The organism is Salinicola halophilus, assembly GCF_003206155.1.
Classification (GTDB): Bacteria; Pseudomonadota; Gammaproteobacteria; order Pseudomonadales; family Halomonadaceae; genus Salinicola; species Salinicola halophilus.
The window spans coordinates 322,719-345,012 of the sequence record NZ_PZJV01000002.1 but is presented as its reverse complement, the minus strand read 5'-3'; the positions used below and the strand labels follow the sequence as shown (position 1 = coordinate 345,012).

The window sequence follows — 22,294 nt, the reverse complement described above, 5'->3', positions numbered from 1 at the left end:
TCACGCTCCGGCCGGCGCAAGCGCAGCTCAGAGCTCGGGCGCCGTCGGTGCTGCCCGATGTCGGCGCAGCCACACGATGTCGCGACCGAACGATACTCCTAGAAGGACCGCGGCGACCAGACAAAACAGGCTCGCCCAGCTCGCCGAGATGAACGGCAGCAGGCACGCCAGCAGCGTTGAGACCTGCCAGACGCAGGCCGTCTTGCGAAAGAGACTCGGCGGCAGCTCGCGATGCAGCCACGGCCAGTACATCCCGGCGAAAACGAACAGATAGCGCGCCAGACCCAGCACGATCACCCAGCCGCCGACCTTGTCCAGCGCGATCAGCGCGGCGCAGAGCACGATGATGAAGAAGGCGTCGAGCTCCATGTCGAAACGCGCACCGAATGCCGAAGCCGACCCCGTGCGTCGGGCCACCCAGCCGTCGATACCGTCCAGCAGTAGCGAGAGCAGTGCCAGTGACGCCACCCCTTCGGCGTGGCGCTGAACGAAATCGGGATAGACCACCAGCCCGGCGACCACGGCAATGAAGGTGGCGCGAAGCAGCGTCACCCGGTTGGCCCAGCCTAGACCGCCCCTCGCCGCCGGCAACGCCCAGAGCACCCCGGTGGCGATCGCGACGTAGACGCCACCCGCCGTAAAACGCAGCCCGCCGGGCGCGGAGAACGCCCAGTGCACCCACTCGGTCATGATCGCGACCAGCGCCAGCCCGGCGACGAGCTCGAGCCAGCCGGTGCGACGGCCATCCCTCGGCCGGGTGTCCGTCCGGCGAGCGCTGACCTCACCCGGTCGCGGCAGCGTTCGCTGACGATTCATTCGCGTCGCGCGAACACGTGTCGATGTACGCATGCTGCCTCCTTTTCTCCGGCGTGAAGTGCGCGTCGTGGCGCCAGTGGCGCCGTCTCGGCTCGCCCGGTTCCCGTACTCTCGCCGCGGCTGACGCTGCCGTGCGGCGCGAGCGTGCCGACGCCTTCAGTCTGGACGCGAGACTGTCATCTCGCGAATCCCGCCGCGCCTGCCGCCACCGCGCCGGACTCTGCCATACTCGATGAAAGCGCCCGACACACGCCGAGGTCCTGGCGGCCTCGGCGCCGACGCCTTCGATCCCACAAGGAGCCTGCATGACGACGCCCTCCACGCACGCCTTCTGGTCCCTCGGTGACGGCCGCGGCGAGATCCGCCAGGCCGAGCTCGACTGCACCGGCGAGTTGATGATCCGCACCTGCTACACCGCGATCAGCCGCGGCAGCGAGTCGCTGGTCTTTAACGGCGGCGTCCCGCCGAGCGAATATCAGCGCATGCGCGCCCCCTTCCAGAGCGGTGAGTTCCCGGGGCCGGTGAAGTACGGCTACTCCAACGTCGGCGTCGTCGAACAGGGCGCCCACGACTGGCATGGCCGCTACGTCTACTGTCTCTACCCGCACCAGACCCACTACTGCGTGCCCGCGGAGGCGGTAATTCCGCTCCCCGCCAACGTGGCCCCCCACCGAGCGGTGCTCGGCGCCAACATGGAAACCGCGCTCAACGCGCTGTGGGACGCCGCGCCGGGCGTGGGCGATCGCATCAGCGTGGTCGGCGCCGGCGTCGTCGGCGCGCTGGTCGCCTGGCTCTGCGGGCGCATCCCCGGCACGACGGTTCAGCTGATCGACATCGACGCGCGCAAGCCACCACTCGGCGAAGCGCTGGGCGTCGATTTTCGCACCCCGGAAGACGCCGCCGCCGAGCAGGATCTGGTCATCCACGCCAGCGCCAGCGACGCCGGGCTTGCCACGGCGCTGCGCATCGCCGGCTTCGAGGCAACCGTGCTGGAACTCAGCTGGTACGGCAGTCGTCCGGTCTCGGTGCCGCTGGGCGAAGCCTTTCATGCCAACCGCCTGACGCTGCGCTCGAGCCAGGTCGGTAGCGTCTCACCCGGGCACCGTCCGCGCTGGGACCACAAGCGCCGCCTGACCTTGGCGCTGTCGCTGCTCAGCGATGACGCCCTGGATGTGCTCATCAGTGGCGAGAGCCATTTTCGCGATCTGCCAGCGACCTTCGAGCGGCTCACCCGGGAGGACGACGCCACGCTGTGCGAGCGCATCCGCTACAGCTGACGTCGCGTAACCCGTTGAATTGCGAGTTGCCATGGATAGCCGAGAGCGCGCCCCGAGAGTAATCGAACCGCGTCAGGTCTCGGTGATTCGACGGCCACGATGCCGCCAGCGCCACGATGGGATACCCTCGAAACGACGAGCGTCATGCGTCACGCCTCACGTGTCGTGCAGCGCAACGTTTCGCAAGCGCCCCTACGAGAACCGTCAGGAGACAGGGAATGTTCAGCCTCACCGTTCGCGATCACATGATGATCGCCCACAGCTTCAACAGTGAAACCTTCGGCCCGGCGCAGAAGCTCCACGGCGCCACCTACGTCGTCGACGTCACCTTCAAGCGACCCGAGCTCGACCAGGACGATCTGGTCGTCGATATCGGCCTTGCCAGCGACACGCTCAAGACAGTGCTCGGCGAATTCACGCTGACCAATCTCGACGACGCGACCGAGTTCGAGGGCCGCAACACCACCACGGAGTTCATGGCGAAGGTGGTCTTCGATCGCCTCTCTCACGCCATCCGTGAGGGTGAGCTGGGCGAAGGCGCCCGCCACCTCACCGCCATGAACGTGACGCTGCACGAGTCGCATATTGCGTGGGCGAGTTACGAAGGGGCGCTATGAAAGCACTGACGCTGATCGTCGCCGGCGACCCCGACCAGCTCACCGGCGGCTACCGCTACGATGCGCGGGTTGCGCAGGGGCTCGGGGCCGAGGGCTGGGATGTGGACGTCGTCGGCCTTGCCGGCCGCTTTCCCGAGCCCGATGCCGTCGCTTCCCACGCGCTGGATAGCGCCCTGACCGCCCTGCCCGACGGCGCCCGCGTGGTGATCGACGGGCTCGCCATGAGCGGGCTGCCGGCGATCGTCGAGCGCCACGCCTCGCGGCTACCGATCACCGCGCTGATCCACCATCCGCTGGCCGACGAGACCGGACTCGACGCCGCCCAGCAGCAGCGCTTTCGCATCAGCGAAACCCGCGCACTGGCCGCCGTCGAGCGGGTCATCGTGACCAGCGTCTATACCGCCCATCGCCTGGCGGATTTCGACGTGCCCGCCGAGAAGCGCTTCGTCATCGAGCCCGGCGTCGCCCCGAGCGAACTGGCCACCGGCGCGGGAGACGGCGTAACTCGGCTGCTCTGCGTCGCCACGCTCACCCCGCGCAAGGGGCAGGACCTGCTCGTCGACGCCCTCGCCGAGCTCACCGATCTGCCCTGGCAGTGCGAGCTGATCGGCGGGCTGGACCGCGCCGACGCCTTCGTCGCCGACGTCACCGCGCGCATCGAACGTCACGGCCTCGGCGAGCGGATTCACCTGCTGGGCGGCGTGCCGAGCGAATCGCTCGGCGCATACTACCGCGATGCCGATCTCTTCGTACTCCCCTCGCACTACGAGGGTTATGGCATGGTGATCACCGAAGCGCTCGCCCACGGCCTGCCCGTCGTCACCACCACCGGCGGCGCGCTGTCGCACACGCTGCCCGACACGGCCGGCATCAAGGTGCCGCCGGGGGACGTCGTCGCGCTACGCGAGGCTCTGCGCCGCATGCTGGAAGACGCCGAAAGCTACCGCCGCTACCGCGACGGGGCCCGGCAGGCCCGCGACGACCTCAACGACTGGACGACGGCCAGCGCCGCCTTCGCCCGCGCGCTGGACGCCCCGCTTGCGACGCGCCATGCCCAGACATCGGGGGCGAAGTCATGACCGCCGCCGATACGCACTTCAGTGACGACTGGCTGGCGCTTCGCGAAAGCGCCGACCACCGCGCGCGTCACGCCGAACCGACCCACCTCGCCGCCGACTGGCTCGCCAAGCGAGTCGCCGTCTCGGCACGCCCCGGCCCACATCTGGTCGATCTCGGCTGCGGCAGCGGCTCGAACGTTCGCTATCTCGCCCCGCGGCTCCCCGCGGCGCAGCAGTGGCAGCTGATCGATCACGACCCTGCGCTGCTCGAGCGCGCCCGCGAGCGGTGCGTGAGGCTCGAGGGCGGCGACGGTGACAGCGTCCGGCTCGACACACAGCGGGCCACCCTCGCCGAGACGATCGCGCGCGGGTTCGCGGGGGCCGATCTGGTCACCGCCTCGGCGCTGTTCGACCTGCTCACCGCCGATGACGTCGATGCCCTCGCCGCCGCCTGCGTCGATGCCGACTGCGCCGCGCTCTTCGCGCTCAGCGTCGACGGCGAGATCCGCTTTCACGACCCGGCAGGCGATCTCCTCGAGGACGACGAGGATCGCTTCGTGCTCGCGCTCTACGAGTCGCACCAGCGTCGCGACAAGGGCACCGGCGCCGCGCTGGGGATTGATGCGCCGATGACGCTGCGCGATGCCTTCGAGCGGCGCGGCTACCGGGTCGTCGAATCGCCCTCGCCGTGGCGGCTCGACGCCGACTCGCTGCCCCTTATCGAGGCGCTGATGGCGGGCTGGCAGCAGGCGCTCCACGAACAGGCGCCCGAGTGGCGGGAGCGGATCGACCGCTGGTACGCCACGCGTCTCGCGCAGCTACGCCGAGGAGAGGCGAGCCTGAGCGTCGGCCATCGCGACATCGTCGCGCTGCCGCAAGGTAGCCCCGCGTGAATCGCCGGCTCGCCGCGACGCTGCGTCTCGCCTGCACGGCGGCGCTACTCGGCGTGCTCGCCTGGCAGCTCGACACTCGCGAGCTGCTCTCGCAGCTCAAAGACTTGTCGCCGGGGTGGGCACTCCTCGGCGTACTGCTCGCCGTGCCGCAAGTCGTGGTGTCGGCCTTTCGCTGGCGTCTCACTGCCCACCAGCTGGGCATCGCCCTGCGCTGGAGGCGCGCGATCCGCGAGTACTATCTCGCCACCTTTCTCAATCAGGTGCTGCCGGGCGGCATCCTGGGTGATGCCACCCGCGCCTGGCGTCACGCCAGCGACGCTGCCGACAACGACGCTTGCGACGGTCCGTGCCGCCACGGTTCAACCCAAAGCCGAGCCGCCAGCGGCGAAACCGTGAAGAGCGACCGCCGCGCGAACCGCGGCGCCGCCGTCAGCGCCGTCGTCATCGAGCGCGCGTCGGGCCAGTTCACCCTGCTTCTCGTTGCCGTCACCGCGCTTCTGCTGTCGCCCGAGCTACGTGGCGCCCTGGGCAGTCTGGCCTGGCCCTTGTCCGCGACCGTCATGGCGGTCCTCGGCGCTGTCGGCGTGTTGGCAATCGCCGTGGCACTGCTCGCTCGTAGGCCGACGACCGCGCTGCGCGCCGTCGCCAGCGATCTTCGACGAGCGCTGCTGGAGACGCGGATCTGGCCGCGACAGCTCGCCAGTTCGCTGCTGGTGGTGGCCACCTACGTGGCGGTATTTCTCTGCGCTGCCAAGGCCCTCGGCACGCCGCGCTCGCTGGCGGAACTGCTGCCGCTGATTCCCCTGCTGCTGATGGCGATGGCGATCCCGCTGACGGTGGCGGGCTGGGGCGTGCGCGAGGGGGCGGCCGCGCTACTCTGGCCGCTCGCCGGACTGCCGGCACAGGAAGGCGTGACGCTCTCGGTCACCTATGGTCTGCTGATTCTCGCGGGGAGTCTGCCAGGCCTCGCGGTACTGGCCCGGGGCCGCGACCGGCGAGCCGCCGCCGCACCCGCGTTCCACGCCGTGTCGCACGCGCGCGCCGTCGCTCCGCTGACATCGGGAGACCCGCTATGAGCCCCGCGACGCACAATGATGGCATCGACGCCACGCGCCGGGGCGGGACGCCGCTCGCGAGCGACTCAGTCACTTTCGGCGGCGCGGCGCAGATCGAGATCGAACAGCACGTCGTCGCCGAGAAAGAAGCGTCGGCAGCGCGGACGCAGCGCGCGATCCAGCGTTTCGATCTCCGCCAGCGTCACCGCCGGCCGGCCGGAGCCGATCAGCATCGGCGCCACCACGCTGTGCAGCCGATCGAGCCGGCCCGCCTGAAGAAAGCGCGAGACGGTGAGCCCGCCTCCTTCGATCAGAATGCGTCGGCAGCCCGCCGCGTGAAGACGCGCGATCACCGCCGCCGGATCGACGCCCTCGGCGGTGGAATCGAGTCGCTCGACGCGTACGTGATCGGCGTGATCCGGCACGTCGACACTCCCCCCGAGCAGATGCCAGGTCGGCGCGACCGGGTCGCGAAAGACGCGGCGATCCGCGGGGACGCGGCCACGCGGGTCGAGCACCACCCGCAGCGGGTTGGCGCCGACCACGTGACGCACCGTGAGCTGCGGATCGTCCGCCGCCACCGTGCCGGCGCCGACCACCACCGCATCCACCAGGGCGCGCAGCCGGTGCAGATGAATCAGGCTCGCCGGCCCGGTGACGTAGTGCGACGCCCCGCTGACCGTGGCGATGCGTCCGTCGAGACTCTGCCCCAGCTGGGCGATGACCTGCGGGCCGGCGGCGATGTCCGCAACGCACCACGGCAGCCAGATCGTCAGCAGTTCAGCGGCGCCGGCGGCAAGCGTGATCGAGCAGTGCCAGCCGCCCTCGGCGTCGACGTCGAGCCGCACGCCATCGGCATCGACGAGCTCGCCGACGACGCGGTCGGCGGCAACGGTCTCGGCCACGCGGCGAATCCAGCGCCAGGCGCGCGCCAGATCGGGCGTATGGCCGGGGTCGTTCAGGGCAGAATCGCAATCGGGGGCGTCGACGCTCTCGGTCACACTCAGACTCGCTATTCATCGAATGAGACTGGAGCTTACCAAAGATCACTCCCCGGCCAGCGGGCCGGAAGACGCTCAAAAGAACACCCGTACGCGCGGGGACGACAAGGCAGGAGATCCATATGCGACAGGTAGAACGCGCCATCTTCGATTTGCGCCGCGGCCTTCCGATACTGATCCGCGACGCCGCCAGCGACCTGCTGGTCCATCCGCTGGAGGGCTGCGACGACGACGCGCTGGCGGCGCTGGAGGCACTCGGCGGCACGCCGCCGGCACTCGCGCTCACCCGTCACCGCCTGACGCGACTCGATCGCGAGATCGAGACCCCGGCCGCCCTGCTTCCGGTCGCAGCGGCGAATCACGCCGAGGAGCTCGTCGCCTGGGCCTGCGAGGAGGCGGCGTCGCTCCCCGCCAACGTCGCGCTGCATACGGCAGACCCGCGCCATGAAGCCGCTCTCGACCTGATGCGCATCGGCCTGCTGATTCCCGCCGCCGTCGTCGCCGAGGTCAGCGAGGCCAAGCGGGATCGGGTCGAATCGCTGGTCAGTGAGGGGACCGTGCTCGCGGTGCCGCTTGCGCAGATCGCCGCCTACGACGCGGCGCAGTCGCGCTTTCTCAAACGCACCAGCGAGGCGGAGATCCCGCTCTCCCACGCCGAGCGGGCGCGCTTTGTGATGTTTCGCGAGGCCGACGGCATGCGCGAACATATCGCCATCGTCATCGGCGACCGCGAGACGTGGCACGATGCCGTGCCGGTACGCCTGCACTCGGCGTGTCTCACCGGCGATCTCTTCGGCAGTCTGCGCTGCGACTGCGGCGAACAGCTTCGCGAGAGCGTTCGCGCCATCGACGAGCGCGGCGGCGGCGTGCTGCTCTATCTCGCTCAGGAGGGCCGCGGCATCGGACTTGCCAACAAGCTGCGCGCCTACACCCTGCAGGACGGCGGGCTGGATACGATGGACGCCGATCACGTGCTCGGTTTCGGCGACGACGAGCGCACCTACGGCGTCGCCCTCGAGATGCTCGAGCAGCTCGAGGTCACTCGCATCGAGCTTCTGACCAACAACCCCGAGAAGATCGCCGCGATGGACCAGGGTGGCGTCGAGGTGGTCAATCGGCGCGGCGTCTACGGCAAGCTCACCGAGCAGAACCGACGCTATCTGGATGCCAAGGCCAAACGCGCCGGGCACTGGCTGGAGGAAGTGCTGGAGCAGGAGGGCGAAGCCGAACTCACCTCGCTCAAGCGTCCCTTCGCCCGCTGAGCGCGACTTGCCCGTCCAGTCTCGGTCGATGACCGCCAGGCGGCCACTTCAGCGAAGGGCACCACTTCAGCGAAGGGCACCGGGATCGAAGGACATCCGCGCCGACTCGTCTCGACGCCGAATGACGAAGGCCTCTCGCCGACAACACACCGGCGGGAGGCCTTCGTCGTTGGGCAGAGCGAACGGTGACGATCAGCGCAGCGTGGCGAGATCGAACCGCCCGGCCTCATCGATCACCGCCGCCAGCCGGGCGGCGAAGTGCGCGACCAGGCGCCGACCGATGTCGGCGTCGGCCAGCCGGGCGTTGCCCGTCACTCCGCTCGAATGCAGGTCCTGCGCCATCCAGGCGTAGCCCGCGTCTCCTTCCGGACCCAGCGTCGACCCGGCGGCCTCACGCGTCCGGCCTTCGGAAACCGCATCCACGAGATGCTCGCGTCGGACCTTCTCCGGTGCCAGATGGAGCATCATCGACGTTTCCAGCGCCCCGCCATGAAGGCCGTGGCGCAGCTCCTCGGCGGGCAGCGCGTCGACCGGCGGGGCGAAGCGAAAGTAGTTCGCCTTGACCACCAGCATGGCGTGGGCGGCGCGCAGCTTGAGCGCGGCGAGGTCGATCACCGCCTTGTTGCCCCCGTGGCTGTTGAACAGTACCAGCCGGCGAATGCCGGCGCGGTGCACCGCCTCGCCGAGGGATTCGATCACCCCGATGGCCGCCTCCGGCGAGAGGCTCAGCGTCCCCGCGAACCCGGTGTGTTCGAGACTCGCCCCCAGCGCCAGCGGCGGCAGGACCACCACGCGCGACGCCGGATCGACCCGCGTCAGCGCCGCCGCCAGCAGGCCGTTGCCGATATCTAGATCGGTGGAGAGCGGCAGGTGCGCGCCGTGCTGCTCGATCGCCGCCAGCGGCAGCACCGCCACCGTCGTCTCGTCGGCGAGTGCTGCGAGTTCCGGGCCGGTCAGCGACTGCCAGTGATGGATTCCCGGTGTCGAAGCGGCATGGCTCATCGTGCGTCTCCTCGTGTCTGACCTGCAGTGTCATCGAACCTCGCCTCGGCCCGATGCTCGGCATCGGCGAGCAGCCGCTCGGCGATGGCACTTTCGCGCAGCACCTGTCGCGCCACCGCATCCTGAAGCATGGCGGTCCCGCGCTCGCCTCGGGAGAGCCCCAGCGTCAGCCGGTCTTTCGCTCGCGTCACCCCGGTATAGATCAGCTCGCGGGTGACGATCGGATTGGCCCGCGCCGGCAGGACGAAGAGTACGTGATCGAACTCGGAGCCCTGGGACTTGTGCACCGTCATCGCGAACGCCGTGGTCGCGGCGTCGAGTCGTGACGGCAGCACCTGGCGAATGCCGTCGCCGTGGGGGAAGCAGACCCGCAGGCGGCCCTCGGCGTCGTTGAGCGCCAGGCCCAGATCGCCGTTGTAGAGACCGAGCTGCGGGTCGTTATGGGTCACCATCACAGGGCGACCGGCGTACCAGCCGTCGACCCGCTCGAGCCAACCCTGGCGCTGCAGGGCGCGGGCGATGCGTTCGTTGAGCCCCTCCACGCCCCAGGCGCCCCGTCGCAGCGCGCAGAGCACCTGAAAACGCCCCTGCAGTGCGAGCAGCGTCGCCGGTTCCGCCCCGCCTTCGAGGGCGTCGAAGAGGGCACGATAGCCCGCAACCACCGCTCGCTCGAAGGCGGCGCCGTCGACGTCGAGCGTGGCGATGTCATCGAATCCGGCGTCGAGAGACGCAACGAACGACCGCCCATCGCCGGCGTTCGCCGCCCGGGCCAGCGCACCGATGCCGCTGTCGGCACGAAAGCGGAAACTGCGCCGCAGCATGGCGACATGATCCGACAGCGCATTGGCGGGCAGCGCGGGCAGCGAATCGCCGGTCATCGTCTCGAGATAGTCTCGTAGCGGCGTGGAGTAGCCGAGGGCAGCGTCCGATCCCCCGCTCCCTACGGCCCCCTCGCAGAGATCCCCCAGTACCGAGCCCGCCTCCACCGAGGCGAGCTGATCCTTGTCCCCCAGCAGGATGAGACGTGCCGCCGGCGGTAGCGCCGCGAGCAGCGCGGCCATCACCTCCAGATCGACCATCGAGGCCTCGTCCACCACCAGCAGATCGAGACTCAACGGCCGCTCGGCGTGGTGGCGAAAGTGGCGCGTGTCGGGACGCGCGCCCAACAGCCGGTGAAGCGTCTGCGCCTCCCGCGGTATCGCCTCGCGCACCGGCGCCTCGACGTCGAGCCGGCTCACCGCCCCGGTGATGGACTCGGAAAGCCTCGCTGCCGCCTTGCCCGTCGGCGCGGCCAGGCGAATCCGTAGCGCCTCCCCGCCGCCGTCGAGCGCCTGCTGCTGCAGCAGCGCCAGCAGCCGAGTCACCGTGGTCGTCTTGCCGGTACCGGGGCCGCCGGAGATCACCGTCAGCCGCTGACGCAGCGCCAGGGCGCAGGCGAGACGCTGCCAGTCCGGTTCGCCGGCCTCAACGACGTTACCGGCGAAGAGTGCCGCCAGCCGATCGGCCATCGCCGGCTCGACTGGGAGCGGGTGCTCGAGACGCTCGCCCAGCCGCCGGGCCACGCCCGCCTCCGCCTGCCAGTAGCGGCGCAGATAGAGCCGCTCGCCGTCGCGCACCAGCGGTGTCGCACCCCCCGTGGCGTGCGCCGCTAGGACGACCAGCCGCGAGTCGTCAAGCGCAGCGATCCAGCGTTCGCGCGTCACGTCCGCCAGCAGCGTCTCGGGAAGCGTGATCGGCTGATCGGGCTCCCGCCCGCCGTCGAGCGGTGGCAGGGAGAGCGCGCTATGGGGCGCGGCCAGCGCCCGCGTCAGCGACAGGCAGACGTGGCCGCGCCCCGCCTGATGGCTCACCAGCACCGCGGCGAGCAGAACCAGCGGCGACGCGTTCGCGTCGTGTTCGGCGAGAAAGATCGCGAAGTGGCGATCGAGCTGGCGCAGCCAGCCGAGTTCGACCCAGAGTGCCAGCGTGGCGAACAGGTTCTGGCGATCCAGCGTGGCGACCGATGTCTGGCGCTCCGGCGTGGCGACCGATGTCTGGCGCTCCGGCGTGGCGACCGATGTCCGGCGCTCCGGCGTGGCGGGCGGCGTCTGGGAATCGCGCTCAGCGTGGGCCCCATCCGTGGTCTGCTCGCCGTCGCTATCGTTGTCCAGCGCCAGCCCCAGCTGCGGGGTGGCGTCCGGCGGCGTCTCGCGACGTCGGCTCATGTCGTTTTCTCCTGCGTCATCGCCTTTGGCGTCGTCTGGGCGAGCAGCGCACGCGCCGGCGCCTCGTCGCCGTCGAGCCAGGCATCCAGCGCCTCGATCAGGGCCCGCGACGGCCGGCGGTAAAACACGCCCGGCGCGGCCTCTGGCGCCTGAGGAGGGCTTTTCGGTGCGGTTTCGGGCGCCTGTAGAGAGCTCTCCGGCACGGTTTCGGAGGCCTGAAGAGAAGCGCTTGGCGCCGCTTCGGGCGCCTGTAGAGAGCTCTCCGGCGCGGTTTCGGGGGCTTGAAGCGCCTCTTCCGGCTCGGCGGCGCAGAAGCCGCGCAGAAAGACGTAGCAGGCGCCGCCCACGTGGCGGTCGTAGTCGTAATCTTCCAGCCGGGACTTGAGTAGCCGGTGCAGCGCCAGCACGTAGAGCACGTACTGCAGGTCGTAGCGGTGATCGACCATCGCCGCGGCCAGACGCTCGCCGACGTAGTCCGCCGGCGTATCGCCCAGATGGTTGGACTTCCAGTCGAGCACGTACCAGCGCCCATGCACCTCGAACACCAGGTCGATGTAACCCTTGAGCATGCCGTTGAGCTTGCGCGGGGCGAGCCGCGGCCGTTGCCCCGGCAGTGGCTCAAGACGCGTCACCAATCGATCCAGCGGCTCGCTCCAGGCCGCCGTTGCCGGTAGCCAGAACTCGAGTTCCGCCTTCCAGGCGTTCAGCGCATCGAGCGTCACTGCCGCGCCCCCGTCCACCAGCAGCGGCCGGCGCAGCCGTTGGGTCAGCGACTCGGTGACGATCGGCGCCCAGTCGGCGTCGAAGCCGGCGAGCGCCAGGCGCCGCGGTATCTCGCGCGCGAGCGTCTCGGCGTAGGCGGCTTCCCCCAGTCGCCCGAGTTCGAGGCGCTCGAGCAGACCGTGAAGAAAGGTGCCGGGGCGCGGCCCGCGGGGAAAGTCGATCAGCGAGCGAATGCGCGGCCGAGGTACCGGGTCGCGCTCGCGACTCACCTCGACGTCGAGCGTCGCCGGCAGATCCTCCCCGGCGGCGAGCCCGTCGCCCACCGTGCGCCGGGCATCGCTGATCAGCGAGGTGTAGGAGGCGATCCACCAGTCGTCGTCGATCTCGCCGCGAAAGCGCCGTGCGGGCTGGATCTCGGCGCGCGCCGTCTCGAGCCGCAGGCGGTGGTCGGGAACTGCCGGCGGCTCGACCACCGCAAGCCAGCCGGCGTGCTCGGCGGCGCCCAGTCGCGCCCTCAGCGCTTCGCCATCGTCGGTGGCGTCACTGCCGAGCAGCCGCCCCAGCGCGGTCTCGTGCATCGAGCCCGCGCGGCTGCGCCCGCGGGCGACATGCGCGACCCCGAGGCGGCAGGCAAAGGCAGCGCGGGTGAGCGCGACGTAGAGCAGCCGCACGTCCTCGTCGAGCCGGGCGAGCTCGGCCTGCTGCTTCTGCGCCTCGGTGGGATCGGCGACCATCACGCTGCCCTCGCCGTGCGGCGCGCGCAGGGCGAGCAACCCGCTCTGGCGATCCGGCTCCGCGGGGCGATAGGAGCAGGCGAACGGCAGCAGCACGATGGGATACTCGAGCCCCTTGGACTTGTGCACCGTGATCACTCGCACCAGATCCTCGTCGCTCTCCAGGCGCTGGCTCAGGGCCTGGCTGTCGAGCGTCTCGACGCCCGCCTCCAGCGCCCGGTGCCACCAGCGCAGCAGCGCCTGCTCGCCATCGAGATGCTGCTGGGCGTTCTGCGCAAGCTCCCCCAGATGCAGCAGATCGGTGAGCGCGCGCTCGCCGTCCGGGCGACGGGCGAGCCGCTCGGCGACGCGAAAATCGCGCATCACCGTGCGCAGCATCGGCAGCAGTCCGCGCCGCTGCCACTGGCGCTGATAATCGCCGAACCGCTCGACTTCCCGCTCCCAGCGAATCTCGTCGGCGAGCAGCGGGGCCAGATCGCAGGGGCTGTCGTTGAGCAGATTGCAGGCGAGTGCGGCCTTCAGGCGAGCATCCTGGCGCGGCGCGGCCACCGCCTCGAACAGCTGCAGCAGCTCGAACGCCTGGGGCGTGTCGAAGACGCTGGAGCGCTCGCTGAGATAGACGCTGCGGATACCGCCCTCGGCCAGCGCCCGGCGCACCTTGAGCGCCTCGGCGCCGTTGCGCACCAGAATGGCGATGTCCGCCGGGCGTACCGGCGTGCGCTCGCGGGTGCCATCGGCAATGCCATCGCTGGCGGCGTCGCCGTCGACATCGCGCTCGAAGTGCCACGCCCCCTCGAGCAGGCGCTGCACTTCGCCCCGGGTCGCCGAAGCCATCTCGGCCTGATACTCGCCCTGGCCACGGCGCTCGCTGTCCGGCCACCAGGTGCCCAGCGCCGCAACGTGGCTGCCGTCCGCGGCCACCAGCCGGGTCGCCTTGGCCCGCGCCTGGACTTCCACGAAAGGGATCTCGTCGCTGCCGAAGGGCTGTGGATGGCCGCCGAAAAGCGCATTGGTCGCCGCGACCATCGCCTCGCTGGAGCGAAAGTTGCGCATCAGGGTGAAGCGGCTCGGGGTCGCGCGCCGCGCGCGCAGATAGGTATCGATATCGGCGCCGCGGAAGGCGTAGATCGCCTGCTTGGGGTCGCCGATCATCAGCATCGCCGTGGGCGGGCGCGACGCCTCGGTCGGGGGCTGAGGCTCGACCGCGAGCGTCGGCGACTCGCGATAGATGCGCGAGAAGATGCGGTACTGCACCGGGTCGGTATCCTGGAACTCGTCGATCAGCGCCACCGGCAGTTCGGCGCGGATGCGCCCGGCGAGCCGCCGGGCCGCGCCCGTGTCGTTCGCCGCGCCCGTTTCGTTGGTCGTGGGGGGCGCCAGCGCGGCATCCAGATCGTTGAGGAGATCCGCGAACTCCCACAGCCCGCGCCGGCGCTTCTCGGCGGCGAACGCTTGCGCGATGCGGTCGCGGGCGTGGACCAGCACCCGGTCGCGAATGGCATCGAACGGCGTGGCGGTCTCGCTCAGCCGATCCAGCGCGGCAAAGAACGGATGCGTCGGCGTGGCACACCCTTTCTTGGTCGCCCCCTCGAGCTTCGTCTGAGAGAGCCAGAAGCGCCCGCTGCTGTCGGTGACCTCATCAGCGGCATCGAACACACCCTGCTCGAGCCAGGTCTCGACGCTCGCCAGCCGCGAATCGAGCTCCTCGCGCTTGTAGCTGTTCTTCTTGAGGGCATCGGCGTCGAACGCTGCGGCCATCTCCGCCTCGATCGCCTGGCGGTCCCAATGTTCGACGAGCGCCGACTCGAGGGCCTGCCGGGCTTCTAATTCGCGCTCGAGACCGGCGAAGAGCGCAGCCAGATCCGTCGGCGCGTCGACGCGCTCGCCGGCGAGGAGCAGCGGCTCGGGCCGGCCGTCCTTCAGCAGCGGCCGCAGCGCCACTTCCAGCGCTTCCGGCCCGCTCCAGGCAGCGCGGATCTGGCGCTGCCAGCGTTCGTCGAGCGGATAGAACTCGCGGCGCCAGTAGTCCGCCACGGTCTGCGCGAGCAGTGTGCGACCGTCCTGCAGCAGCTCGGCCGAGAAGCGCGCCCCGGCGTCGAAGGCGTGGCGGGTCAGCATGCGCTGACAGAAACCGTGGATGGTGAAGATCGCCGCTTCATCCATCAGCCGCGCGGCCTGATCGAGCCGCCGGGCGCCGTCGCGGCACGCGCTCTCGCCCGCCGTTGCCAGCGGTGCGAGCAGCGTCTCCAGCACGGCGTCGTCGCGAGCCTCGGCGCTTGCCAGAAGCCACGCCCGCGCCTGCTTCAGGCGGGCGCGAATCCGCCCGCGAAGCTCGGCGGTGGCGGCTTCGGTGAACGTCACCACGAGGATTTCCGGCGGCGTCAGCGCACGCGGAAAATCCAGCGTCTCCCGACCCGGTTGCGGGCCGAGCACCAGCCGCACGTAGAGCGCGGCCAGCGTAAAGGTCTTGCCGGTACCGGCGCTCGCCTCGATCAGATGCTCGCCGGTCAGCGGCAGGGTATCGAGAGCCAGCGGCACGACACCGGGGTCGATGGCCCCATCGCTGCCTGCCGGCGGCGGTATCGTGGCGCTGTCGTTCATCGTCTCGTCGAGAGTTTGCGAAGGTGTCATGAGCGGCCTCCTTCGCCGGCGCGGTGACGTCGCTGAGAGGCGCCGAGCAGCGCGTCGAGAAACGGCTGATAGTGGCGTACCGTTTCGGCCACGCCGTCGGCCGCGTCGAAGGCGTCGAAGTCGCGCCATAGCTGGCCGAGCCCGCCCTCGCGCTGGATCACGGAGGCACGCTGATACCCGCCGGACTCGAACTCGGCGGCGAGCTTGTCGCGCAGAGCGGGCTCGAGCGGCTCGCCGCGTTCGGTGGCGGCGAGCGCCTCGCGGTCGCACTCCGCCCAGAGCGTTTTGGTCAGCTCGCTGACCGCTGGCAGCGGTCGACGGTACGCCTCCCACCAGCGCCCCAGCCAGTTCGCGAGCGACGCCCGCGCCGCCTGCCGGCCTAGCGCAGGAAACTCGAGCCAGCGATCCTCGAACAGTGCCGTCCAGCGACACGGCGCCTCGCCGGCGGCGTTGACCAGCAGCCAGCGACAATAGCCCGAGTAGAGCCGGTGCGGCTTGCCCAGTTTCTTCCAGGGGCCGGCGCTCTCACGCTCTTGGCCGCGCTGACCGGTCTGGAAGTGGCCGAAATGGCTCGTCTCCAGGGTGACCAAGGCGAAGGTGGCGTCACCCTGTTCGGTCGTGCCGTCCTGAAACAGGCCGTCGATACGCGACTCCAGCGTCAGCGCCGGGGTCTTCGCCGTCGCCGGCGCCATGAAACGCAGCACTGTCGGTTCGCAGGGGTCGAGATCGGCGGTGAGGTCGCGAAAGCTCGCAAGCTGGGTCTCGAGGCGCTTCAGCGGCGCCTCGATGGTGGCAAGGCCAAAGCCGGCCGCCGGCAGCCGACCCGCCAGCCGCAGCCGTTCGGCCATCACCGTCAGCGCTTCGCCGCGGCGCCCGGCGTCTAGCAGCTCGCGCTTGAGCGTGTGGTCCTCGAGCGCATCGAGCACGAACGGCTCGCTGTCCTCGTCGGGCACTTCGGCGTCCTGGAAACGCACGCCGAGGCGGGCGAGATAGACGCTCCAGGGCCGGCGCAGGGCGCGCGTGAGATCGGCGATATCGAGCGCCTCCGCCGGGGCGCTCGGGGTCGGCTCGGCGGCGCGGTTCGCCGCGTCGGCGCCCCCGTCGACGTCCGTCTCGGCGATGGGCCGATGCAGCGCCTCCCAGCTCGCATCGAAGGTGAAGCGCGGGTCGGAGGCGAGAAAATAGCGCCGGGAGAACGGCTGCAGCGGATGGGTCTCGATCAGCCGAGCGGCGAGCGCAGCCTCGATCTCCGCCCCCGCGGGCATGTCGTCGGGCGCGTAGCCCTGCTCGAGCATGTCCAGCAGCTCGCCGATCAGCACCGACGGCGGGCGCGGGGTGTTGTCGCGCTGATCGAAACCGACCCAGGACAAGGTGATGCGCTCCCGGGCGGAGAGCAGCGCCTCCAGCAGCAGATAGCGGTCGTCGTCACGCCGTGAGCGGTCTCCCGGGCGCGGGCGCTGCGCCATCAGGTCGAAGTCCTGAGGCTGACGGGTGCGCGGATAGGCACCGTCGTTCATGCCGAGCAGATAGACCTGGCGAAACGGAATCGCGCGCATCGGCATCAGGGTGGCGAAATTGACCTTGCCGGAGAGAAATCGCTGCGCCAGGCCGCCCTCGTCGAGCTCCGCCTTGAGCGCATCGCGCACCACGGCCAGCCCGATCGGGGTGTCGAAAGCGGCCAGCTCGCAGCTGCCCTGCCAGCGCGACAGCGCCTGATCGACCCGGGCCAGCACGTCGTGCTCGTCCAGCGCCGTCGGCTGGAAGACCGCGTCGAGCAGCGTGCGCAGCCGGCCGAGCCACGCCTGCGGCGTTCCCGGCGCGTCGAGCGCCCGGCACTGCCCCTCCACCACGTGGATCAGCTCGGCGAGGCGCCCGGCGAGATCCGCTTCCAGCCCGCCCACCTCATCGAATGGCACGATGGCGTCGAACTGCCAGCCGCGCTCGTTCGTCGCCTGGCACTCGCTGGCCTCCCCCGCCGATAGCGGGCCGGTGGAATCGCCGCCTCCCGGCGGCAGCGGGCCGGTGGAATACCCCAGCAGCATGCGCTCCAGCCCGAAGGCCCAGCTGTTCGCGTGCAGGGCGGGGAAACCGAGCGCGGCGCGATGATCGCCGGAGAGCCCCCAGCGCACGCCGCTCTCGGCGAGCCACTGGCGTACGCGGGGCAGCTCCCGCTCCTCGATGCCGAAACGGGCGCGAAATGCCGGCACGTCGAGGGCATCGAGCAGCTCGCTGACGCCGAGGCGGCGCTCCGGCAGCTCCAGCAGCGAGAGCACCAGGACCATCAGCGGGTGGGTCTCGCTCGCCACCTGGTCGGCGATGGTGAACGGAATGTGGCGCGGGTCGCTCGGCGGCAGCTGGCCGAACACCGCTTCGATGAAGGGGGCGTAGACGTCGATCTCCGGCACCATCACCAGCACGTCTCGCGGGCGCAGCGGCTGGCCTTCCCGGCTCGCCTGCTCGAAGGCGTCGAGCAGGCGGTCGTGGAGGACTTCGACTTCCCGCAGCGGCGAGTGCACGCGGTAGAGCGAGAGCGAGGCGTCGTCGACGGCGATGGCGCGGCGCTCGCCCGTCTCCCGCGCCCGCTCGCCGGGGTGGACCAGATCGAGGATGTCCTGCTGGATCTGGTGCAGCAGCGCAGGGGCCGAGGGCGTGGCGTCGTCCAGGATCGGGTCGCGGAAGAGATCCGTCTCCAGATCGAAGCCGCCGTCCTGACTCTCGAACTCGTAGAGCCCGACGATGAAGTCGCGCCCCTGGGCGCCCCACGCCGCCAGCAGCGGGTTGGCCTGAAGATGCAGCGCCTGCTCGTCGAGGGCGGCAAGCTGGGGCGCCTCGGGGTGGCGTGTCTGCTGACGCGCCAGCGCCTGGGCGGAGAGTCGCCCCGCCCGTTTGATCGCTTCGCGGTCGGACACGATGTCGCCCCAGTAGTGCCGACACGGATTGGTGATCATCAGGTAGACGTCGATCACCCCGGAGAGCGCGTGCAGCGCCTCCAGCGTCTGCGCCGGCAGCGTCGAGATACCGAAGACGTAGACCCGCGGCGGTAGATCCGCCGGGCGTGTCTCGAGGCCACGGGCGGCGGTGACGAAGCGCCCGTGCAGTCGGGCGCGATGATGCTCCCGGGCCTCGCTGTCGGCGTCCTCGAGCAGCGCGCGCCACAGCGCCGGCTGCCAGCGCTGATCGGCGGCGAGATCCGTCGGCGCCGTCTCTCCCGCCTCCCACGCCGCCAGCCAGTCCGGACGGTAGTTGAGGTACTGATCGAAGAGATCGGCGAGACGCTCCGCCAGCTGCCAGCGCTGGCGCTCGGCCTGCTCGTCGAGGGCGGCGGCGGTGGTATCCGCCGCCACGGACCTGCTCGCCATGGCGTCGCCGTTCGACGAATCACCGGCCACCGGAGTGCCGGCCACCGGACCGGCGGCCGCCGGATCGCCGGCAGACAAGTAGTGCGCGAGCGGTGCGAAGGTATCGGGGTCGCGGGCGATCAGGACATCGAGCAGGCGCAGGATACGCCAGGCCAGCGGGCGCTTGTCGAAGGGCGACTGCAGCGGGATCGTTTCGCCGTGATGCTCGAGCACGGCGCGATACGCCCGCCAGACGAAGCTCGACGGCAGCGGAAAGTCCACCGAGGCGGCGACGCCGTCGGCCTCCGCCAGCGACAGCCGCAGCCACTGCGCCATGCCGTTGGACTGGACCAGGTAGGTCTCGGGGGTCAGCGGAGCGAGCCGCTGGCGCTGCATCAGCGCCAGCGACAGGTCGCGCAGATCCTCCAGGTGATTGGCATGCAGGACGCTGAACATCCGCTCTCCGGGCTCGTCGGGTTCGAGGCGCCATCCTACCGTGGCCGCCGTCGACGATCACTCGCCGTCGACGTCTCGCGCGAGACGACGCTAGGATGGCAGGCTCGCGTTGCCGCGGTCCGCCTATTTTGTCCGCCCGTCTCGCCCGCCCATCCCGATCCAGGAGCGCCATTGACCACGCCCGTCTTCCTCGCCGTTCTCGCCGGCGCGCTGATGCACGCGAGCTGGAACGCGCTGGTCAAGGTTGGCCTCGATCGTCTGCTGAGCATGTCGCTGATTCAGGCGGCCTGCGGAGTGATCGCGCTCGGTGCCGTCGGCTTCGTTGCGCCCCCGACGCCGGCGACCTGGCCGTGGCTTGCGCTCTCCGCGCTGCTGCACGTGGGCTACAACGTCTTTCTGGTCCGCGCCTACCGCGTCGGCGATCTGGGCCAGGTCTACCCCATCGCCCGGGGCTGCGCGCCGCTGCTGGTCACGCTCGTCGGTCTGTTCGCGCTCGCCGAACAGCCGAGCGCACTGGGATTCGTGGGTATCGCGGTGCTGATCCTGGGGGTGGTCTGCATGGCCTTCGGCGGCGGCAGCCGCCACCGGCTCGAACTGGCGTCGCTTGCCAATGCGCTGATCACCTCACTGTTCATCGCCGGCTATACCCTCGCCGACGGCAGCGGCGCCCGCGAGAACGGGGACGCCGCAAGCTACGTGGTGTGGCTCTTTCTGCTCGACGGCGCCGGCATGCTGCTGGTGCTGGTCGGACTGCGCGGCGCCGGCTCGCTTCGCCAGCTGGGGTCGCACTGGCGGGTCGGTCTGATCGGCGGGGCGCTATCGATGGGGGCCTACGGCATCACCATCTGGGCCATGACCCAGGCGCCCATCGCCCTGGTGGCGGCATTGCGCGAGACCAGCGTGCTCTTCGCCATCGCCATCGGCATGCTCTGGCTCGACGAGCCGCTGCGCCGCACGCGGCTGGTCGCCGGCGCGCTCATTCTGCTCGGCGTCGTGCTGATGCACGGCGGCTGATGGCCGGGCGAGGCGAAAGCCTGTCGGCCAAACCCGGCGGGCGGTGTTAACCTAGCCGGATGAATTCACGCTCTGACAACGTCGAGTCGCCGCCGCCGAGTGCCTTCACCGTCGAGACGGCCAGTGCCGACAAGGAGCCCTCCGTGTCCCTGCTTCCCCCAGCCATTCCCGACAGCGCCAGCGGCGAGCCGCGCAAGGTCGGCGTCGAGATCGAGTTCGCCGGCGTCGGTCCGATCCAGGCCGCACGTCTGGTCGAAATGACGTTCGGCGGCACCGTGACCCAGCACAGCGCCCATCGTCTGAGCGTCACCGATACGCCCTGGGGCACGTTCCACGTCGAACTCGACAGCAAGTACGTCCACCCCGACGAGACGCTGCTCGAACGCATGCGCGAGAGCGACGGCCAGCCGCCGGGCATGGGCGAACACCTGCGTGCCAGCCTGCATTCGCGCACCCGCGAGTGGCTTGGCGACATGGTGGCCGGGCTGGTGCCGACGGAGATCGTCTGCCCGCCGCTGCCGTGGCACGAGCTCGACCGCATCGACGAACTCTTCGATGCGCTGAGACGCCACGGTGCCGAGGGCACGGATGCAAGCCTGATGTACGGGTTCGGCCTGCATCTCAACGCCGAAATCCCCGGCGGCGACGTGGAAAGCGTGCTCGCGCATCTTCGCGCCTATCTGATCCTGGCGGACTGGCTGCGCCATCAGATCGTCGTCGACGTCACGCGCGACGTGCTGCCCCACACGCGGCCGTTCCACTCGGAATACGCCGCCAAGGTGCTCGCGCCGGACTACGCCCCCACGCTCGATGCGCTGATCGACGACTACCTGATCGCCAACCCGACGCGCAATCGCGAGCTCGATCTGCTGCCACTGTTCGCCTGGCTGCGACCGGATCACCGCAATCCGCTGCTACGCGAAACGCTGGTCAAGCCGCGCCCCACCTATCACTATCGCCTGCCCAACGCGTCGCTGTCCGATCCCGAGTGGGGCGTTGGCGTGGAGTGGAACCGCTGGGTCGAGGTCGAGCGCCTCGCCGCCGACCCGGTGCGGCTCGCCGAGCGCAGCGGCGCCTACCGTGAGCACCTGGCCCAGCCGACGCTCAACCGCTGGCTGGACTCGCTTCGCCACTGGATGCACGACCGATGACGTCGACACCGACCGGTGCGCGACCGCTCATCGGCATCACTACCTCGGATCACAAGAGCCGCCTGGCATGGTGGTGCGACTGGGTCTCCGTGTGGCGCGCCGGCGGACGGCCGGTGCGGCTGTCGCCGTCGCGCCCGCCGACGCGAGAGCTCGACGGGCTGGTGATCGGCGGCGGCGACGATATCGGCGCGACTCGCTACGGCGGCGAGATGCAGCTCGACGTACGCATCGATCCCGCGCGCGACGAGTTCGAGCTCGCGCTGCTGACGCACTATCTGCCGCGGCGAACGCCCATCCTGGGGATCTGTCGCGGCGCGCAGATGATCAACATTCACTGCGGCGGCAGCCTGATCGGCGACATTCAGACCGCCTATCGCCACATTCGCAACCGCCGCACCGTGCTGCCGCGGAAACACGTGGAGATCGAGCCTTTCAGTCGACTGGCCGACATTCTCAATCGCCGCTACTGCCAGGTGAACAGCCTCCATCATCAGGCGGTCGACCGTCCCGGCGAGGGCTTGAAGATCGTCGCCCGCGACCGCGATGATCTGGTTCAGGCGATCGAGAGCGAGAACCACCCTTTTCTGATCGGCGTGCAGTGGCATCCGGAGTTTTTGCTCTTCACCCGCTCGCAGCAGCGCCTGATCAGCGCTCTGGTGGACGCGGCGAGAGCGACGCCCCGCGACTAGATATCGCTACGGGGCACCACGGCTATTTCACCGCGGTGACAACCACTTCCAAGAGTGCTCCAGGGGCCAGCTCGCTTACGCCCAACGTTGCCCTGGCCGGCAGCGCAGCCGGATCGAGCCACGCCTTCCAGACGTCGTTCATGGCGTCCTTTTGCTCCATATCGGTGGCATAGAGTGTCGCGGAGACGATTTTGCTCTTATCGGAACCGGCTTCGGCAAGATACGTCTCGATTTTCTCCAGAATTTCCTGAGTCTGGCCCGACATATCCTTGGAGCGATCGTCGGCGACGATGCCGCCCAGAAAGAGAAAGCCGTTGGCCTCGACGACACGATGCATGATGGGAGTCTGAATATAACGTTGGATATGGCTCAT

Annotated in this window: 16 protein-coding genes; 9 read left to right on the top strand and 7 right to left on the bottom strand. The window is 69.9% G+C overall.

What is annotated here, in order from left to right; all coding sequences use genetic code 11:
• Window positions 1-27 precede the first annotated feature (27 nt).
• On the bottom strand, window positions 28-849 hold the full coding sequence (locus DOM33_RS09230) for a CDP-alcohol phosphatidyltransferase family protein (protein WP_204352656.1): 822 nt from the start codon (window positions 847-849) through the stop codon (window positions 28-30).
• A 272-nt stretch (window positions 850-1,121) separates the two neighbouring features.
• Here DOM33_RS09230 and DOM33_RS09225 point away from each other — a divergent pair, with 272 nt between their 5' ends.
• The 5 genes from DOM33_RS09225 to DOM33_RS09205 all read left to right on the top strand — a co-directional run bounded on the left by DOM33_RS09225 (window position 1,122) and on the right by DOM33_RS09205 (window position 5,737).
• Window positions 1,122-2,093 carry a zinc-dependent alcohol dehydrogenase gene (locus DOM33_RS09225; RefSeq protein ID WP_110668129.1) on the top strand — a complete coding sequence of 324 codons (972 nt, stop codon included), beginning with the start codon at window positions 1,122-1,124 and terminating at the stop codon, window positions 2,091-2,093.
• A gap of 218 nt (window positions 2,094-2,311) precedes the next feature.
• The gene (locus DOM33_RS09220) at window positions 2,312-2,710 is read left to right on the top strand and encodes a 6-pyruvoyl trahydropterin synthase family protein (protein ID WP_110668127.1); all 399 of its coding nucleotides are present in this window, start codon (window positions 2,312-2,314) and stop codon (window positions 2,708-2,710) included.
• On the top strand, window positions 2,707-3,789 hold the full coding sequence (locus DOM33_RS09215; protein WP_110668124.1) for a glycosyltransferase family 4 protein: 1,083 nt from the start codon (window positions 2,707-2,709) through the stop codon (window positions 3,787-3,789). The genes DOM33_RS09220 and DOM33_RS09215 overlap by 4 nt, the downstream gene beginning before the upstream one ends.
• Window positions 3,786-4,661, top strand: coding sequence for a class I SAM-dependent methyltransferase (locus tag DOM33_RS09210; RefSeq protein WP_110668123.1), 876 nt, complete (start codon window positions 3,786-3,788; stop codon window positions 4,659-4,661). The genes DOM33_RS09215 and DOM33_RS09210 overlap by 4 nt, the downstream gene beginning before the upstream one ends.
• Window positions 4,658-5,737 (top strand): lysylphosphatidylglycerol synthase transmembrane domain-containing protein, encoded by a 1,080-nt coding sequence (locus DOM33_RS09205; RefSeq protein WP_110668121.1) that lies wholly within the window; start codon window positions 4,658-4,660, stop codon window positions 5,735-5,737. Before DOM33_RS09210 ends, DOM33_RS09205 begins: the two co-directional genes overlap by 4 nt.
• 65 nt (window positions 5,738-5,802) lie before the next feature.
• On the opposite strand, the gene DOM33_RS09200 is transcribed toward DOM33_RS09205, so the two are convergent.
• Window positions 5,803-6,717 carry a RibD family protein gene (locus DOM33_RS09200; RefSeq protein WP_239495312.1) on the bottom strand — a complete coding sequence of 305 codons (915 nt, stop codon included), beginning with the start codon at window positions 6,715-6,717 and terminating at the stop codon, window positions 5,803-5,805.
• A 122-nt stretch (window positions 6,718-6,839) separates the two neighbouring features.
• Between DOM33_RS09200 and ribA the strand changes: the two genes are divergently transcribed.
• On the top strand, window positions 6,840-7,979 hold the full coding sequence (gene ribA / locus DOM33_RS09195) for a GTP cyclohydrolase II RibA (protein WP_110668119.1): 1,140 nt from the start codon (window positions 6,840-6,842) through the stop codon (window positions 7,977-7,979).
• 192 nt (window positions 7,980-8,171) lie between these two features.
• Here ribA and DOM33_RS09190 read toward each other — a convergent pair whose 3' ends face one another.
• Genes DOM33_RS09190 through recC form a run of 4 tightly spaced genes read right to left on the bottom strand, consistent with a single transcriptional unit; the run spans window position 8,172 to window position 19,067 of the window.
• The gene (locus DOM33_RS09190) at window positions 8,172-8,981 is read right to left on the bottom strand and encodes a creatininase family protein (RefSeq protein WP_110668117.1); all 810 of its coding nucleotides are present in this window, start codon (window positions 8,979-8,981) and stop codon (window positions 8,172-8,174) included.
• Window positions 8,978-11,185, bottom strand: coding sequence for an exodeoxyribonuclease V subunit alpha (gene recD / locus DOM33_RS09185; RefSeq protein ID WP_110668115.1), 2,208 nt, complete (start codon window positions 11,183-11,185; stop codon window positions 8,978-8,980). The genes DOM33_RS09190 and recD overlap by 4 nt, the downstream gene beginning before the upstream one ends.
• A complete protein-coding gene (gene recB / locus DOM33_RS09180; protein WP_162617945.1) occupies window positions 11,182-15,273 on the bottom strand; it encodes an exodeoxyribonuclease V subunit beta in 4,092 nt (1,363 codons plus the stop codon). Before recB ends, recD begins: the two co-directional genes overlap by 4 nt.
• Window positions 15,270-19,067: an exodeoxyribonuclease V subunit gamma gene (gene recC, locus DOM33_RS09175; protein WP_110668111.1), complete on the bottom strand. Its 3,798-nt coding sequence runs from the start codon at window positions 19,065-19,067 to the stop codon at window positions 15,270-15,272. Before recC ends, recB begins: the two co-directional genes overlap by 4 nt.
• Before the next feature lie 171 nt (window positions 19,068-19,238).
• Here recC and DOM33_RS09170 point away from each other — a divergent pair, with 171 nt between their 5' ends.
• From DOM33_RS09170 to DOM33_RS09160, 3 genes are all read left to right on the top strand, one after another.
• The gene (locus DOM33_RS09170) at window positions 19,239-20,081 is read left to right on the top strand and encodes an EamA family transporter (protein WP_110668109.1); all 843 of its coding nucleotides are present in this window, start codon (window positions 19,239-19,241) and stop codon (window positions 20,079-20,081) included.
• A gap of 143 nt (window positions 20,082-20,224) precedes the next feature.
• Window positions 20,225-21,232, top strand: coding sequence for an amidoligase family protein (locus DOM33_RS09165; RefSeq protein ID WP_239495311.1), 1,008 nt, complete (start codon window positions 20,225-20,227; stop codon window positions 21,230-21,232).
• The gene (locus tag DOM33_RS09160; protein WP_110668105.1) at window positions 21,229-21,921 is read left to right on the top strand and encodes a gamma-glutamyl-gamma-aminobutyrate hydrolase family protein; all 693 of its coding nucleotides are present in this window, start codon (window positions 21,229-21,231) and stop codon (window positions 21,919-21,921) included. The genes DOM33_RS09165 and DOM33_RS09160 overlap by 4 nt, the downstream gene beginning before the upstream one ends.
• Before the next feature lie 22 nt (window positions 21,922-21,943).
• Here the strand turns inward: DOM33_RS09160 and DOM33_RS09155 are convergent, their stop codons facing one another.
• Window positions 21,944-22,294 carry a RidA family protein gene (locus DOM33_RS09155; protein ID WP_110668103.1) on the bottom strand — a complete coding sequence of 117 codons (351 nt, stop codon included), beginning with the start codon at window positions 22,292-22,294 and terminating at the stop codon, window positions 21,944-21,946.

Bases quoted from the DNA above. Each gene is read 5' to 3' on its own strand.
- DOM33_RS09230 (WP_204352656.1), bottom strand. From the start codon at position 849: ATGCGTACATCGACACGTGTTCGCGCGACGCGAATGAATCGTCAGCGA.
- DOM33_RS09225 (WP_110668129.1), top strand. From the start codon at position 1,122: ATGACGACGCCCTCCACGCACGCCTTCTGGTCCCTCGGTGACGGCCGC.
- DOM33_RS09220 (WP_110668127.1), top strand. From the start codon at position 2,312: ATGTTCAGCCTCACCGTTCGCGATCACATGATGATCGCCCACAGCTTC.
- DOM33_RS09215 (WP_110668124.1), top strand. From the start codon at position 2,707: ATGAAAGCACTGACGCTGATCGTCGCCGGCGACCCCGACCAGCTCACC.
- DOM33_RS09210 (WP_110668123.1), top strand. From the start codon at position 3,786: ATGACCGCCGCCGATACGCACTTCAGTGACGACTGGCTGGCGCTTCGC.
- ribA (WP_110668119.1), top strand. From the start codon at position 6,840: ATGCGACAGGTAGAACGCGCCATCTTCGATTTGCGCCGCGGCCTTCCG.
- DOM33_RS09190 (WP_110668117.1), bottom strand. From the start codon at position 8,981: ATGAGCCATGCCGCTTCGACACCGGGAATCCATCACTGGCAGTCGCTG.
- recD (WP_110668115.1), bottom strand. From the start codon at position 11,185: ATGAGCCGACGTCGCGAGACGCCGCCGGACGCCACCCCGCAGCTGGGG.
- recB (WP_162617945.1), bottom strand. From the start codon at position 15,273: ATGACACCTTCGCAAACTCTCGACGAGACGATGAACGACAGCGCCACG.
- recC (WP_110668111.1), bottom strand. From the start codon at position 19,067: ATGTTCAGCGTCCTGCATGCCAATCACCTGGAGGATCTGCGCGACCTG.
- DOM33_RS09160 (WP_110668105.1), top strand. From the start codon at position 21,229: ATGACGTCGACACCGACCGGTGCGCGACCGCTCATCGGCATCACTACC.
- DOM33_RS09155 (WP_110668103.1), bottom strand. From the start codon at position 22,294: ATGAGCCATATCCAACGTTATATTCAGACTCCCATCATGCATCGTGTC.